Consider the following 15,479-nt stretch of genomic DNA (forward strand, 5'->3'; position numbering starts at 1 on the left):
CTTGGCAAGCGCCACAACGCAGTGCAGGGGCTTTCTCTGCATCCCTGACAGGTTCAAGATCAAGGGAAAGGCCGGGCTGTGCCGTCCCGCGCTGCGTACCTCCGGATCAGGGTTCGAGGACGATGCTGCCCGACACCGTGACCTGCACCCTCGATTCGCCTGCCTCCAGACCGGGGGCGGCGACATCGGCTTCCATGGCCAAGGCCCGTGCCCGCACCATGGGCACTGCCGCTTGCGGCGCCGTGATCACCTGCGCCTCGTACAGCCGGTGGCCGGCTGCGCCGAAGGCGCGGGCGAGCTGTGCGGCACGGGCGCGGAACGCGGCCACGGCGCGATCGATCAGCCGGGACTCGACCTCGGCCCGCGTGGCATCCGACAGCAGAAAGCGGGTGGAACGCACCTGCAGGCGACCCTGCAGCGTCGCCATCAGGCCCGCGATCGCCGCGACATCGCCGCCTTCCAGCCAGAGTTGCTGGCTACCGCGCCAGCGCAGCGGGCGATCCTTGTAGCGCATCGGGACGATGCTGTACTCGCCGGTCTGCACCGTCACCCCGCTCACCGCCCGCGCACGCTCCAGCGCCCAGGTCATGGTGCGGTTGATGGCGTCGGCCACTTCGTCCGGCGTGCCCTGTTCGGCCTCGGCCTGGAGCATCACGCGCAGGCGGTCATTGGCAACCGCCTCTGTCTCGGTCACCTGGAACTGAATGCGCCCGTCCGCAGGCGCTTCCTCGCCGGCCACCAGCGGAGCGGCCCATAGGCCCAGTAGAAGCAACAGTATCCTCATCTCTATCCCCTGCCTTGCGATCCAATGCCTCCACCGTGGGCCACCGCTTCTCCCCCTGTCAAGCGTCATGGCCCTGCCGGCCCGCTTCCGCCTTGGCGCAACATGCGGGTGGGCGGGTAGAATGCACCTCCTCCGACGCAACGAATTCACCCATGGGCACAGAGGCAATACAAGGCGCCGAACGACCGCTGGGCCTGATCCTGGCCGGTGGCCGGGGCCGGCGCATGGGCGGCCGGGACAAGGGCCTGATCGAATACCGGGGCCGCGCCCTGGTGACCTGGCCGCTGGCCGCCCTGGCCGCGGTTACACCCGATGTCGTCATCAGCGCCAATCGCAACAGCGAAGACTACGCCCGCCTCGGTCATCCGGTGATCGCGGACCGGCTGACCGACTTCCAGGGACCGCTCGCCGGCATCGCCGCGGCACAGGCAGCATGCCCTGGCCGCAGCCTGCTGGTGGCACCCTGCGATGCACCCGCCGCGACGCCCGAGCTGTTCGAGCGACTGCTGGCAGCGCTGGCAGGGGGCGCGACGGCCGCGGTCGCCCATGACGGAGAGCGCCTGCAACCGACCTTCGCCGCACTGGCCGCGGACAGCGCAACGGCCCTGCAGGACTGGCTGGCGCGCGGCGAACGCGGACTGGGCGCCTTTTTCGAACACATCGGCGCGGCGCACTGCGACTGCAGCGACCATCCCGAATGGTTCGACAACCTCAACCGCCCGCAGGACCTGCATGCCGGGACCGGAGTCTCCTCGTGAACATGGACACGCCCCTGCCCCTGCTCGGCTTCGCCGCCTTCAGCGGCACCGGCAAGACCACGCTGCTCGAGCGGCTGATCCCGTTGCTGCGCGAACAGGGCCTGCGCATCGCGCTGGTCAAGCACACCCACCATGACTTCGACATCGACCGCCCCGGCAAGGACAGCTACCGGTTGCGCGAGGCCGGGGCGGAGCAGGTGCTGCTGGCCTCGAACCGGCGCTGGGCACTGCTGGTGGAAACACCCGGCCAGGACGAGGCCGATCTCGGCGAACTGCTGCGGCACATCGACGCCGGCCGTGCCGATCTCGTTCTGGTGGAAGGCTTCCGCCACCTCGCCATCCCCAAGATCGAACTGCACCGCGAGGCCACTGGCAGGCCCTGGCTCCATCCCGACGACCCGAACATCATTGCCGTGGTCAGCGACCGGCCGCCGCAGGCCGCGCTGCCCTGGTTTTCCTTCGATGACCTGCCCGCCATCCGTGACTTCGTGATGGCACAGGTCGCCCGACCCACGGAGAACGACCGCTCATGACTTCACCCAGCCCCAGCGATCCCTGTGCCGCGCCCGGCGGCCTGCTCACCGTCGACGAGGCCCGGGCCCGCCTGCTCGACCTTGCCCGGCCCGTCGGCGGCGTGGAACAACTGGCCATTCGCAGCGCCCTGGGCCGGGTGCTGGCCGAGCCGGTGATCTCCACCCTGGATGTCCCGCCCTACGTCAATTCCGCCATGGACGGCTATGCGGTTCGCGGTGCCGATCTGCCGGTCGAGGGCGAGGTGCGCCTGCGCCTGGTCGGCAAGGCCATGGCCGGGGCGCCCAGCGATCGCGCCGTGGGCGAAGGCGAGTGCATCCGCATCATGACCGGCGCCATGATGCCCGAGGGGGCCGATACCGTGCTCATGCAGGAAGCGGTGAAGGTCGAGGAGGAGACGGTCGTCGTCGGTCCCGGTCACCAACCCGGCGAGAACGTGCGCCACAAGGGCGAGGACATGGCCATCGGCGATTGCGTGCTGGAACCGGGCCGCCGCCTGCTGCCGGCCGACATCGGCCTGCTGGCCTCGCTGGGCATCCCCGAGGTACGGGTCCATCGCCGCCTGCGGGTCGCCTTCTTCTCTACCGGCGACGAGCTGGTACCGCTGGGCCGCCCGCTGGCACCCGGCCAGATCTACGACAGCAACCGCTATACCCTGCACGCCATGCTCACCCGGCTGGGCGTGGTGCTGCTGGACATGGGCATCATCCCCGACGATCGAGAGGCCGTGCGTGCAGCCTTCCACGATGCCATGACCCAGGCCGACGTGGTGATGACCTCCGGCGGCGTGTCCGTGGGCGAGGCCGACTATGTCAAGCAGACGCTGGACGAGCTGGGCAAGGTGGACTTCTGGCGCATGAAGATGAAGCCCGGCAAGCCGCTCGCCGCCGGCCGCCTCGGTGATGCCCTGTTCTTCGGCCTGCCGGGCAACCCGGTCTCGGTAATGGCCACCTTTTACCAGTTCGTGCAGCCGGCGCTGCTGCGCATGGCGGGCGCGCTGCCCGAGGAACCACTGATCCTGAAGGTACGCGCCGCCGAACGCCTGAAAAAAAGCCCCGGGCGGCTGGAATACCAGCGCGGCCGCCTGCGGCGCGGCGCCGACGGCGAATGGGAAGTGGTGTCTACCGGCCGTCAGGGTTCGCACGTGCTCACCTCCATGAGCCGCGCCGACTGCTTCATCATCCTGCCCGCCGAGTCCGGCGACGTGGCCGCGGGTGAAACGGTCGAGGTCCAGCCCTTCGCAGGCCTGGTCTGAGCATGCTGGAGTGGCCGGCGTGGCGGGATCCTGAATCCCTGCCCGTCCGCAGCCATATGCGAACATTGGATTAGCGGAAGGAAAGGTCTTCATGGACATCGAAAACGACAACAATGGCGTGGACGCCGAACGCATCGACGACCCGGACGCGGCCCATGGCGAGCTGGCGCGCGCCGAGGACGTGCTGCCGACCACGCTGCACCTGCTGCCACTGACCGAACGCCCCTTCTTTCCCGCCCAGGGCGTACCCATCCTGATGAACGACACGCCCTGGATCGAAACGGTGGAGGCCATCGGCGAGACACCGCACCATCTGGTGGGTCTGGTGCTGGCCGATGCCGCGGAGGCCGATCACGCCAAACCCATCGATTTCCATGGTGTCGGTACCGTTGTGCGCATGCATCACCCGGTACGCAATTCGGGCAAGATCCAGTTCATCGCCGAGGGGCTGAAGCGCTTCCGGATCCTGGAATGGCTGTCGGAACGACCGCCGTTCGTGGCCCGGGTCGAGTATCTGGAAGACATCCTCGGCAACGAGGACGAGCTCAAGGCCTACGCGATTGCCATCATCAACACCCTCAAGGAGCTGGTTCCCATGAACCCGCTCTACAGCGAGGAACTCAAGTTCTTCCTCAACCGCTTCAATCCCAACGAGCCCTCGGCGCTGACCGACTTCGCCGCCAGCCTGACCACTGCGGCGCGGGACGAACTGCAGGAAATCCTGGAGACGGTACCGGTACTGGACCGCATGAAGAAGGTGCTGATCCTCATCAGGAAGGAAGTCGAGGTCGCCAGGCTTCAGACCAAGATCCGCGAACAGGTCGAGGAACGCATGAGCGAGCAGCAGCGCAAGTTCTTCCTGCGCGAGCAGCTCAAGGAGATCCAGAAGGAACTGGGCATCGCCAAGGATGATCGCACCGCCGACCTGGAGCGGTTCCGCGAACGCATCGAGGGACTGGAGGTGCCGGAAGCGGCCATGGCGCGCATCGAGGAGGAGATGGACAAGCTCTCGGTGCTGGAGTCGGGCTCACCCGAGTATGCGGTCACCCGCAACTACCTTGACTGGATGACAGCCCTGCCCTGGGGCCGGCTGTCCGAAGACAATCTGGACCTGGACCATGCACGCAAGGTGCTCGACCGCGATCACGACGGCCTTGAGGACGTCAAGCAGCGCATTCTGGAATTTCTGGCCGTAGGTCACCTCAAGGGCGAGGTCGCGGGTTCGATCCTGCTGCTGGTGGGCCCACCCGGTGTCGGCAAGACCTCCATCGGCCGCTCGGTGGCCGAGGCCCTGGACCGCAGGTTCTACCGCTTCAGCCTGGGCGGCATGCGTGACGAGGCCGAGATCAAGGGCCATCGCCGCACCTACATCGGCGCCATGCCCGGCAAGTTCATCCAGGCCATCAAGGAGGCCGGCGTCGCCAATCCGGTGATCATGCTCGACGAAATCGACAAGATCGGCGCATCCTACCAGGGCGACCCGGCCTCTGCGCTGCTGGAGGTTCTGGATCCGGAACAGAACAGCGAGTTCCTCGATCACTACCTGGACGTGCGCTTCGACCTGTCGAAGGTGCTGTTCATCTGCACCGCCAACCAGCTCGACAGCATTCCCGGACCCCTGCTGGATCGCATGGAAGTGATCCGCCTTTCCGGCTACATCACCGAAGAAAAGCTGGCCATCGCCAAACACCATCTGGTGCCGAAGCTGCTCGGCCAGGCAGGCGTGCCGCGCGGCGCCATCCAGTTCACGGATGCCGCGCTGCGCCGCATCATCGAGGGCTATGCGCGCGAGGCCGGCGTGCGGAATCTCGAGAAACAGATCCGCCGGATCATCCGCAAGCTGGCCATCGGCATCGTACGCGCCGGCGGCAAACCGGGCCGGCAGCGGGTGTCCGCATCCGAGGTCGAACGGCATCTGGGCAAACCGCTGTTCAGCCGCGAGAAGCCCTTCAGTGGCGTGGGCATCGTCACCGGCCTGGCCTGGACGCCCATGGGCGGCGCCACCCTCAACATCGAGGCGACGCTGGTGCACACCAAGAACCGGGGCTTCAAGCTGACCGGCCAGCTCGGCGACGTGATGCGGGAGTCGGCGGAAATCGCCTACAGCTATGTCGCCAGTCACCTCGAGGACTATCAGGGCGACCCGGCCTTCTTCGACGAGGCCTTCGTGCACCTGCATGTCCCCGAGGGCGCCACACCCAAGGACGGCCCCTCGGCGGGCATCACCATGGCCACCGCCCTGCTGTCACTGGCGCGCCGGCGGCGGGTACTGCGCAATCTGGCCATGACCGGGGAGCTGACACTGACCGGGCAGGTGCTGCCGGTGGGCGGCATCAAGGAGAAGGTGATCGCCGCACGCCGCTCGGGCGTGAAGACACTGATCCTGCCCGAGGCCAACCGCGGCGACTACGAGGAAGTGCCCGAGCACATTCGCAAGGGTCTGACGGTGCACTTCGCGAAGCACTATCGCGACGTCGCGGCTATCGCCTTCGACAAGAACTGATTCCGGTCGTCCGGCGACCTCTGCGTTACAGCCGCGCGGGCCGGTAGGATGGGTAAAGCGAAGCGTGCCCATCAATCGGCCCGCTTTACGCTCGTGTTGTGCCGCGGCCGGAACCCTGAAGGGCAATGGGCACGGTCCTGCGGGCCTTTGCCCGCCCTACGGCACTGCGTCACTGCTCGGCGTTACACCTTCATGGCCGGGATGACAGGGTCCCTCAGCCCTGCTGTTGCTGCTGTGCCTCGATGTCCTTGCGCACCTGATCCATGTCCAGCTCCTTCGCCTTGCCGATCAGTTCCTCGAAGGCATTGGCGGGCAGCATGCCGGGCTGGGCGAAGATGATGATGCGATCGCGGAAGATCATCAGGGTGGGGATGGAACGGATCTGGAAATGGGCCGCCAGCTCCTGTTCCTTTTCGGTGTTGATCTTTCCGAAGACGATGTCGGGGTGCTTCTCCGAGACCTCCTCGAAGATGGGCGCGAAGTTCTTGCAGGGTCCGCACCAGTCGGCCCAGAAATCGATGATCACGAAATCGTTGTTGGTGATGACGTCTTCAAAGTTTTCCTTGGTCAGTTCGACAGTGGCCACAAATCTTCTCCAGTCGGCCTGAAGGGCCTTGCATGAGAGGGTTGGGGAAACGTCGCCGGAGGGCGATGGCGAAGGGATTCAGCCCTTCTCGCCACCGTTGTCGGCGGCAGGCGGCTTTTCGGGCGCCAGATAGGTGGTGTCCAGCTCGATGCGGTCACGGCCCATCCGCTTGGCACGATACAGGGCTTTGTCGACGCGTTCAACGAAGGCACTGCTGGTTTCGCCGGGCTTGTACAGCGCCAGCCCGGCGGAGAAAGTGGGCATGGAATAGACCTGGCCGTTGAGGTGCCAACGGATCTCGGCGCAGCGCTGGCGCACCTTCTTCAGCGCCCGCATGGCACCCTCGGCATCGGTGTTCGGCAGCAACACGGCGAATTCCTCCCCGCCGTAGCGGGCCACCAGGTCATGGTGGCGGAAGATGGAGAGGATGCTCTTGGCATATACCCGCAACACCTCGTCGCCGGCGGCGTGACCGAACTTGTCATTGATCTCCTTGAACTTGTCGAGGTCGATCAGGGCCAGAGACAGCGGGAAACCGTAGCGCTGCACACGCGCCACCTCGTCTTCCAGGCGACGCAGGAAGGCGCGGCGGTTGGACAGGCCGGTGAGTTCGTCGGTCAGACTGAGCAGGCGGACCCGGGTCAGCTCGTCGGTGAGCTGGCGGCTGTCCGACTCCACCATCTGCAGGTACTGGTAGGTCTTGTCGAGCTTGTCGGCCAGTTCGTGGTGGCCTTCCATCAGGCGCTCGATCTCGTGGACCAGGGTTGAGCGCAAGGTCTCCAGATCGGTGACGTCCGAGGCCTGGCGGACCTCGTTGAGCACCACCTCGAGCAGAACGCCGAATTCCTGGTTCTGGCTGATGGTGTCCAGCACCCGGTGCGCCAGCCCGGCCTGGATCTCCTCGATGTCCCGACGGCGGGCATCGATCTCGTGCTGTACCACCGAGGAGGACACCAGTTCCTCGCCCAATTCCTCGGGACTGAGCGGCTCGTAGTCCAACACCGTCTCGCGACGCAGGGTGGCCGGCTCGCGGCCTTCCTCGACTTCCATGGTCGGCGATTCGAGCCGGTCGGCAGTCGTGTCCCTGATCGCGGCGGATGGGTCCACCTTTTCTTCCGGCTCCGCCGGCTGCTGGGCCGAGGATCCGACGGCCGGCTCCGCAGCCGGCGCCGTACCGGTTTCCAGGGGTGCCTCGACGATACCGAAGGCGGCCAGCAGGGGGCGCACCGCGTCACGCAGAGTGGATTCCTGCACCCGGTCGAGGCGGGAGATCTGGTCGGCGTAGACGTCGATGTAGTCGCGCAGGGCGTGCAGGTCCGGTAGGCTCAGCGGCGGCTGCAGACGCCCGGCCAGCAGCTTGACCTGCACCTGGAGCGGCGAACCGGGATGGAGGTGCTGGGCATAGACATCGAGCAGGCTGTTGGCGATACCGGCGTAGGCCTGCTGCACGCCGAGATGGGTCTCGGTCATCTCGCGCAGCATGCGTTCCACCTGGCGATAGATCACGGCGCCCGCTGGCGACTGGCGCAGGGCATCCAGAAGCCGCAGGAGCTTGCGCGCCGAAACGGCCTCGAACGAATCTGTATCTCCTGAACCAGCCATCAGAGAAATGGTTCTCCCGCACACCACATCCCTGTGCACAGAACGCGGACCCGGGGCCCGTTCCTTGTTTGAATGGCGTTGCGCTGTCGGTTGCTGCCGCGGGATGGGCCGTCGAACGGCACCTGTCCCCCCACTCGCCTCTCTCGCCTGCGAGCCGCCCGCTTGTTATCGGGATCGTCCGGGCTCGTCGCAAAACCTGTGGTGTTGTTGCTTGTCATGACCGCACCCCGCGATATGCGCGGAGACAGGTACCGTTAAGGTACCCCGAAGCGGCGCGCCACCACAAACCGGGAACGCCACTGTAAACAATCCCGACACATCTGCCGACCGGAAGCGGACAAGGGCCGCAACCGCCGCGGCCGACCGCCCCCCTTACCCGATGAACGTGAATTTTTTAATATATTTCAAATATTTATTCATTTTCCATTACTACGCTCGAGCGGTTGGAAAAGACGGGCAAAGCAGCATCTTGTAAGCCTATTCTTACAGAAGATGACTGAAATTCAGGAGGGTTGATATGTGAAAAACGATGGGAAGGTCGGCAAAAAGTGCCGGTTTTTTGGCGACGAAATGTCGGCGGCAGATCAGTCGGCAGCGAGTTGACGGGCCATGAAGTCGAGCGCGGCCACGTCCTCGAGCAGGGCATCGAGCTGACCCTCGACCGCGCCGGCATCCAGGCCGAGTACCTTGAGACTCTCGGACGGCAGCTCGCCAGACGGGGCATCGCCAATCTCCTGCCGCTTGAGCAGGTGGTCGGCCAGCAGCACCAGATGGGGGTAGACCTCGTGTTCGCCCCGGTAACCGGGATTGTGGTGCTCGCGCAGGGTCACAATGATCTCGTCAGGCATCTTCCAGGCCGCCATCAGCCAGGCACCGATCTGGCTATGGCCCATCTCCATCAGGTTCTGCGCCTGCCCCATGCCCAGCACACAGCGCTCCAACGCGGTTACCGGCGTACCCGGCTGGGCGGCAACCAGCTTGTTGAGCAGCTTGAACTCGGGCGGAAACAGATGGCCGAGCAACAGGAAACCGAAGTTGTGCAGCAGGCCAGCGAGATAGGCCATGCCGGGTTCGGGCGCCCGGCCAGGATCCATGCGCCTGGCCAGCGTCTGGACCAGCGCCGCACTGTAGACGGCATGACGCCAGAAGGCATGCAGGCCCAGCGGACCGTCCGCGGGGTTGCGAAAGGACTTGCCCGTGGCCAGGCCCAGGGCCATGTTCATCACCAGGTCGAAGCCCAGCACCCGGGTGATGGCGTCATGGATGGAGCTGATCTTGCCCCGGTACCCGTAGAGCGGGGATGAGGCGTAACGGATGACCTGCGCCGCAAGGCTGGGATCGAGTTCCACGACGGCTGCCAGGTCGGCGATGTCGGCATCCGGATCGCTGCGGAGTTCCAGCACCCGCCGCGCCATCTCCGGCATGGGCGGCAGCTCGTAGACTTCCTCGATGCGGCGCCGGATCTCGTCAGCCAGCGTCGGCTGGTTCCTGGCTTCTGCCATTGCTCCCGCCATGCGTCTTGCCTCCCGTCAGGGGGCGACGCCTCATGGCCACGCCCCATTCTGGAAAGGCCCTACAGGATTTTGATCCTATTACGGATTTCCCTGTGCCGCAATCATCCTGAAGAACCGTGCCCCGATACGCCGGGATGGTCGTATCCAAACCGGTTAGCGGCCCGGCGCCCGGCGTCTTGAGTCCCGCACCGGCGAAACGCAAAACCGGTCGCGCCACGCGCTCAGTTGAGCTGCACCCGTTGTCCCCAGGGCACGGGCGCCTTGCCCTTGACCAGCCAGATCACCGGGAAGGTCGGCGCCTGCTTCGGGAACTCGCCCTCGGCGTCGGTGAAATACACCAGGAGATCCGGCGCACGGTCCCGGCGCGCCGCCCACTCGAACACGGGCGTGAAGCGGGTACCGCCCCCGCCACGGAAATCCTGGGGCAGCCGGAACTCGTCCCAGGGCTCGAACTCCCAGGGTCCTTCCGGCGCGAGCTGGGCATCGCAGGCAAGCAGGGTGATGCGGGCACGCACCTGGCCCTTGATGGCATCGATCTCGGACACGAATTCGGCCATCTCCTCCGGCGACACCGAACCCGAGGTGTCGAGTGCCACGATCACATCCACCTGCGCGCTGCGCAGGCTGGGGAGGATGGCACTGCCCTCCCGCCGCGACGGCCGCGAGTAGTTGTAGTCATCACGCGCCACCGTGGTCATGTACTTGGCCAACAGCATGCGCCAGGGCAGCCTGGGGGCGAGCAGATGGTCCACCAGCCGGGCCATGCCACCGCCCAGCTTGCCCGCCTGCTGGGCCTGCTGGGCCGCGCCAGCCAGTCGCTGCTGCCACTGGATCTGCAGCTGTTCCTTCTCGGCCTCGGTCAGCGGCTTTGGCTGGGGCGCGCCGCCCAGATTGGGGTCGATCTCGGCCTCCGAGTTGTCGCCGCCCTGCCCGCCTTCGCCACCGCTGCTGTCGCCGCCACCGCCGCCGCTGCCTGCATCGGCATCGTCATTGTCGTACATGTGCTGGTCGAGGGTCTCGGGTTCCTCGTCCAGATCGTCGATCGCGGGATAGATTTCCTCGGCGGTCATGCCATCGAACTCGGCCATGTACAGCGCGCCCGGGGGTGGCTTGAGGCCGTCCTTGATCAGCAGCGGATTGATGGCCAGGTCACAGGCCACGTCCCAGCGGTGCTTGACCCGGTGCTGCCGACGCACGAAGTGCGACAGCGCGCAATGCAGCGCCTCGTGGGCAAGCATGAACTGGGTCTGGTCCAGGCTCAGACTTTCTATGTAGCGGGGGTTGTAGTAGAACTTGCGGGCATCGGTAGCGGTCGTCTTGCACCACTTGGGGTCGGCCGCCACCATCGGCAACCGCAGTACCAGCGCCCCCAGAAAGGGCTTGTCCAGGATCAGCCGGGTGCGTGCCGCGCTCAGCTTGGTTTCGACATCGGTGCTCAAGTCCGGGCAAGCCTCCGCTCAGACGTCGAACAGCATCACGTCGGCGACCGCCTTCGCCCAGTTCGCGAACTGCGGCACCTGGAACAGCTCCTGGCCCACCGCGCGGTGCATGTCGGAAATCAGCATCACGCCCATCTCGCGATCCGGGAAGTTGCCGGCATAGTCGATGATGCGGCCGAACACCGCCTGCGCCTCCGGCTGCTCGCGGTAGCGGATCGCACGCCCGACCAGGGCACTGGCAACGGCGTACTGCAGGTCGGTCTCCGAAGGCACGGGCACATCCTCGCCGCGCACGATGGCATCGACGTCGGGCAGCTTGTCCAGGTTGTCGACGAAGGCGGCCAGCTCGATACCCGCTGCAGGTCCCACGCAGGCCTGCAGCGTCTCCACCAGCAGCTTGGGCTGGTCGTGGAACTTCTGCAGTGCCCGGTGCGCGAACTCCCAGGAACGCGGCGAGGGAAAGGCCACCGGATTGTGCGCGGGATCGAAATCGAACAGCAGCTCGGGCCGGAAACGCAGGAAGGCGATCAGCCGGTCATCAATGCCGTGCTCGTAGGCCCAGGCCACCCAGTCGTCGAGATGGGTTTCCAGCTCGAAGTGCGAGAAGCGATTCGCCAGCGGCGCGGGCATGGTGTAGGTCACGCCACGGTCGCCCTGGCGGTTGCCTGCCGCGAAAATGGCCCAGCCCTCCGGCACCTTGTACTCCCCCAGACGACGGTCGAGGATGAGCTGGTAGGCGGCCGCGGACACGCTGGGCGGCGCCGAAGTGATTTCATCCAGGAACAGGATACCCCGGGGACCATGGCGCTCGGCATCGGGCAGGATGGCCGGAACCGACCATTCCACGAATTCCCCGCTGCGGAAGGGAATGCCGCGCAGGTCGCTCGGTTCCATCTGCGACAGCCGGATATCGATGACCGGCGCATCATGGCGTTCGGCGATCTGGGCGATCATCTGCGATTTGCCCACGCCGGGCGGTCCCCAGACCATGACCGGGGTGTGCTGCCCCGCCTCGGTGCTCAGGAACTCCCGGTCCAGGACAGCCATCAAGTGTGCTGGGCGCATTCTGCCTCCGTGGATTCAAACCGTTTATGCGCCCGCCCGGGGCGCGGAACAGCCCGTCATCTTACGCAAGTTGCCCGCAAATTTCATGACGACAAGCGCTTGAAATCCATGACCTCTCCACGGAAATGCGCCGCAACCCCCAGGGCGACCCGCGTGACCCGGATCACAGGGCAAGACAGCCGTATCAGGATTCGCTAAAAAAAACGCCCGGGGAGTCGATACCTCGGGTAAGCCGGGCGGGAGGACTGCCGCACCAACGGCTGCGACAGGATCACCGGTCACCACACAAGAAGATGCACAACATGATGGGGTACACGATGGGGCACTGCCCGCGCATTCTGGTCTGCGAGCACGATCATTCCGTCCGTCAACAGCTCTACCGCAAGTTCCAGGCCACCGGCTTCTGGGTCGACACCGCCGCCACCGCCGGTGAGGCATTGGCCAGGCTCGAGCAGCGACGCTTCGACGCCATGACCATCAGCCTGGTGCTGTCCGACCAGGACAGCCTGACCTTCATCCAGGACCTGCGCACCCTCGCCATCGAGCTGCCGGTGCTGGTGACCTCCATCCGTGCCACCCGCGGCACCCTGCCACCGGCCATGGCCGCCGCGCTGGGCGAGGAACTGGGGCTGGACGACGGCCCCGAACCCGAGTGGGTACGCAAGGCCGCCGACCAGGCGCGCATCATCTTCGCCGTCAAGACCGCCTGCCAGCAGGCGCCCGAACGCCGACCGCGCATCCTGCACCTGGAACCCGACGGCTTCAGCGCCGGTCTGGTCAACGCCGCACTCGGCAAGCACACCGACCTGCGTCAGGTACGCGCCCCGCAGCACCTCGACGACGCCCTGTGCCAGGGACCCTACGACTTCGTGCTGTTCAATCCGCTGTTCGAGGACGACATGGGCGAGGCCCTGCTGCACCGCGTCGCCTCGGTGTACCCGCGCACGCCCATCGTGCTGCACACCCAGTACCAGCTCCGCCACGACGAGCCCGATCTGTGGCCTCTGGACCACGACATGAGCCCCGCCGGTTTCGGCCTGATCCAGGCCCTGCGCAACCTGGTCCTGCACGGCGCCGAACTGCCGCAGCGCGCGCACGCCTGATCAACCGCCGATCCCCCGCTGGTAGGGCGGCCCGTTCCTGATATCTCAGATAGCCTGGCGGAACAAATGCTGCGAAATGCCGCGGGCACGGCGCCACACCTCTGGACAACCACCTGATGCCCGGGGCTTCCCCGATCGCTTTCCGATCAGTGAAGTAGATCAGCTCCAAGTCCGACAGCTGCTCTCAATCCGGATAAAGTACGCCGGAAACCAGCCAGGAATGCGCCATTATCCATAACCTCTCGCGGTATCGACCACTCAGGCCCAGCCTTGCAACAACTCAGCGCCGCTCGTCCCGACGACGACCGACTCCCAGTATCCCGATCAGACCCGAGCCGAACAGCCATACTGCGGGCGGAAGCGGGACCGGAGAGGTCGTTGATACTCCGTCACTGAGTGCAAACACCGTAAAGCTGCTACTGTTGCTTCCCAACTGGTAAGCAAAGCCGGGTTCGAGACCCAGAATATTCACGGTGGCCAACTCCAGGCCGCTCACCGATGCAGCATTGATGAAACTGAACCCATCGTATTGTTGTGGCGCAAATCCATTGATGAAGCTGATATTGATCACGCTGTCCTGACCGAACACGACGTTCCCCCATACATCGAGCACGTCATACTCACCGTTAGCCGTGCCGGCGACCTCCAGATCCAGTATGCCCGAGGACAGATCGAGATCACCCGCCACAGTCATCTGCCCCGGGGAATTGCCAGGCGCAAGGGTGCCTCCCGCCAGGACCACATTCGCATTCACAATCCCATCGCCACCATTCAGGATTCCCCCTTCCTGCACGATCACCGAGTTCGCCTGTACCACGCCGCCAGCACGCACGGTGAGCGTCCCGGAGGTACCCGTCTGCGAGACCACCAGATCCCCGATCACCGTCAGTTCACCGTCGTTCTCCACCACCAGGGTGCCATGCGCCGGCACATCGGCGAACTGAGAACCTCCGTTGGGATCCTGGACAACGATACTTTCTGTGCCTCCGATCCGGGCATTGTATGCAACGAATGCCTGGGAGCCCGGACCCGACACCGTCAGGCTGGCCGCCCCATCCGCGCTCGCGATCACAAGGCCGTCGAAGGTCCCCGGGCTGGAAACGGGGTAGGGATTGTCCTGGATCAGAAGCCCCCCATTGGACACGTCGATACTTCCCCGATTATACACCTGGAGGTCGAAACGCAGCTGACCACCATCGGTCACAGTCACCGTATCACCCTGTTCCAGCCGAACGTCGCCACCGACATAGCCATCCGAATAATCGTTGTCCCATGCGGCTGCGATTCCTCCATTCCGAATGGTCAGCGAACGGCTCAGGCCGGTACCATCACCGGAAAAGAACAGCGAGCCACCCGCCGCTTCCAGGTAGGCGTTGAAGCCATCGACAAGAATGTCAGCATCATAATTCGTTGAGCCGAGCTGGATATCCCGTGCAGTGGCGTAACCGCCATCGTACAACTCCATCACGCCATCGCCCCCGATGCCTACCGCGATGCTGTCGGCTGCCTCAGCCGTAGCGGACTGCCAACTACCATCCCCGACAATGCGCAGATAACCAGGATTGTTGTCTGGATACGTGGTGGTGCTTCCACCCACCTGAATCTGACCGTCCGACCACATGCGAGTGTACTGGTTCGGATAGAAGGGACTGCTGTTCACCTCGACGGCGCCGGATCCCCCGTAGCCGATAAGGATCAGCGGCCGGCTGGTCACGAGCGGGGGATTGGTAGCAATGTCATTGGGCCAGACGTTGGTCCACCCCCAGTTGTCCGGATCGAGCACAACGGACGCGGCAACCTGACCCGGCAACGACGCTGTGCCCAGTACGCAGGCCGATAATGCAAGGTTCTTGAAGTTGTACACCGTGGAACATCCTCCGTTCACAAGCGCCGTGGCAGCTCCGACCGGAGCGGCCCAGTCTGGCTACGTTTGTACTCGGGACCCGAGATCTCGGGACCAGGCAACCCATACACCTCCCGGCGCCTGCCGCAATCGGCCAAACGCCGTGCTCCGGTTATGCCTCGCCGATACCAAGCCGGATCCTACCCCGGGCCTTGATGCATCCCTTGACTGCCGAGCTCCCGATATTCCTTATCGACCCGTCAGCGATGGAACCATGCAAACCCTGGACCAATGCATGTAAATTACGCATTCACATGAGAATTAAGACTCTTTATGTCACTCCCCTGTCGAACACATGTAAAATATATTGACACCTTCCGTGTCAGTTCGACGCACAGAGGTCACGACTGACGCGGCAGCACACAATCTGGCCAATCCACCCTGCATGTTGCAGAAGACGGAAGGAGGGTAGTCACAAACCGTACTCGGGAAGATG

The 15,479-nt window shown here is 64.9% G+C and carries 12 protein-coding genes; 5 read left to right on the forward strand and 7 right to left on the reverse strand.

The window, feature by feature from the left end:
- Positions 1-106 precede the first annotated feature (106 nt).
- Positions 107-784, reverse strand: a complete 678-nt coding sequence (locus MVF76_RS03540) for an SIMPL domain-containing protein (RefSeq protein WP_297527411.1) — start codon at positions 782-784, stop codon at positions 107-109.
- 152 nt (positions 785-936) lie between these two features.
- Between MVF76_RS03540 and mobA the strand changes: the two genes are divergently transcribed.
- The 4 genes from mobA (at position 937) to lon (ending at position 5,831) form a co-directional block, all read left to right on the forward strand.
- Positions 937-1,542 (forward strand): molybdenum cofactor guanylyltransferase MobA, encoded by a 606-nt coding sequence (mobA, locus tag MVF76_RS03545; RefSeq protein ID WP_297527412.1) that lies wholly within the window; start codon positions 937-939, stop codon positions 1,540-1,542.
- 2 nt (positions 1,543-1,544) lie between these two features.
- Entirely contained in the window at positions 1,545-2,075 is a 531-nt protein-coding gene (mobB, locus tag MVF76_RS03550) for a molybdopterin-guanine dinucleotide biosynthesis protein B (RefSeq protein ID WP_297527413.1), read from the forward strand.
- Positions 2,072-3,328: a molybdopterin molybdotransferase MoeA gene (gene moeA, locus MVF76_RS03555; RefSeq protein ID WP_297527414.1), complete on the forward strand. Its 1,257-nt coding sequence runs from the start codon at positions 2,072-2,074 to the stop codon at positions 3,326-3,328. Before mobB ends, moeA begins: the two co-directional genes overlap by 4 nt.
- Before the next feature lie 91 nt (positions 3,329-3,419).
- Positions 3,420-5,831 (forward strand): endopeptidase La, encoded by a 2,412-nt coding sequence (gene lon / locus MVF76_RS03560; protein ID WP_297527415.1) that lies wholly within the window; start codon positions 3,420-3,422, stop codon positions 5,829-5,831.
- Positions 5,832-6,045: 214 nt separating this feature from the next.
- Here the strand turns inward: lon and trxA are convergent, their stop codons facing one another.
- The 5 genes from trxA to MVF76_RS03585 all read right to left on the reverse strand — a co-directional run bounded on the left by trxA (position 6,046) and on the right by MVF76_RS03585 (position 12,037).
- Positions 6,046-6,495 carry a thioredoxin gene (gene trxA, locus MVF76_RS03565; RefSeq protein ID WP_297527441.1) on the reverse strand — a complete coding sequence of 150 codons (450 nt, stop codon included), beginning with the start codon at positions 6,493-6,495 and terminating at the stop codon, positions 6,046-6,048.
- Positions 6,496-8,019 carry a GGDEF domain-containing protein gene (locus MVF76_RS03570; RefSeq protein ID WP_297527416.1) on the reverse strand — a complete coding sequence of 508 codons (1,524 nt, stop codon included), beginning with the start codon at positions 8,017-8,019 and terminating at the stop codon, positions 6,496-6,498. It lies immediately after the preceding gene.
- A gap of 584 nt (positions 8,020-8,603) precedes the next feature.
- Positions 8,604-9,521 (reverse strand): HDOD domain-containing protein, encoded by a 918-nt coding sequence (locus MVF76_RS03575; protein WP_297527417.1) that lies wholly within the window; start codon positions 9,519-9,521, stop codon positions 8,604-8,606.
- Between the two features lie 233 nt (positions 9,522-9,754).
- On the reverse strand, positions 9,755-10,972 hold the full coding sequence (locus tag MVF76_RS03580) for a vWA domain-containing protein (RefSeq protein WP_297527418.1): 1,218 nt from the start codon (positions 10,970-10,972) through the stop codon (positions 9,755-9,757).
- An 18-nt stretch (positions 10,973-10,990) separates the two neighbouring features.
- Positions 10,991-12,037 (reverse strand): AAA family ATPase, encoded by a 1,047-nt coding sequence (locus tag MVF76_RS03585; RefSeq protein ID WP_297527419.1) that lies wholly within the window; start codon positions 12,035-12,037, stop codon positions 10,991-10,993.
- Positions 12,038-12,339: 302 nt separating this feature from the next.
- Here MVF76_RS03585 and MVF76_RS03590 point away from each other — a divergent pair, with 302 nt between their 5' ends.
- Entirely contained in the window at positions 12,340-13,140 is an 801-nt protein-coding gene (locus tag MVF76_RS03590) for a response regulator (protein WP_297527420.1), read from the forward strand.
- A 280-nt stretch (positions 13,141-13,420) separates the two neighbouring features.
- Here the strand turns inward: MVF76_RS03590 and MVF76_RS03595 are convergent, their stop codons facing one another.
- A complete protein-coding gene (locus tag MVF76_RS03595) occupies positions 13,421-15,004 on the reverse strand; it encodes a hypothetical protein (protein WP_297527421.1) in 1,584 nt (527 codons plus the stop codon).
- Positions 15,005-15,479: the final 475 nt, after the last annotated feature.

Origin of the sequence: Thiohalobacter sp., assembly GCF_027000115.1 — a bacterium.
Classification (GTDB): Bacteria; Pseudomonadota; Gammaproteobacteria; order Thiohalobacterales; family Thiohalobacteraceae; genus JALTON01.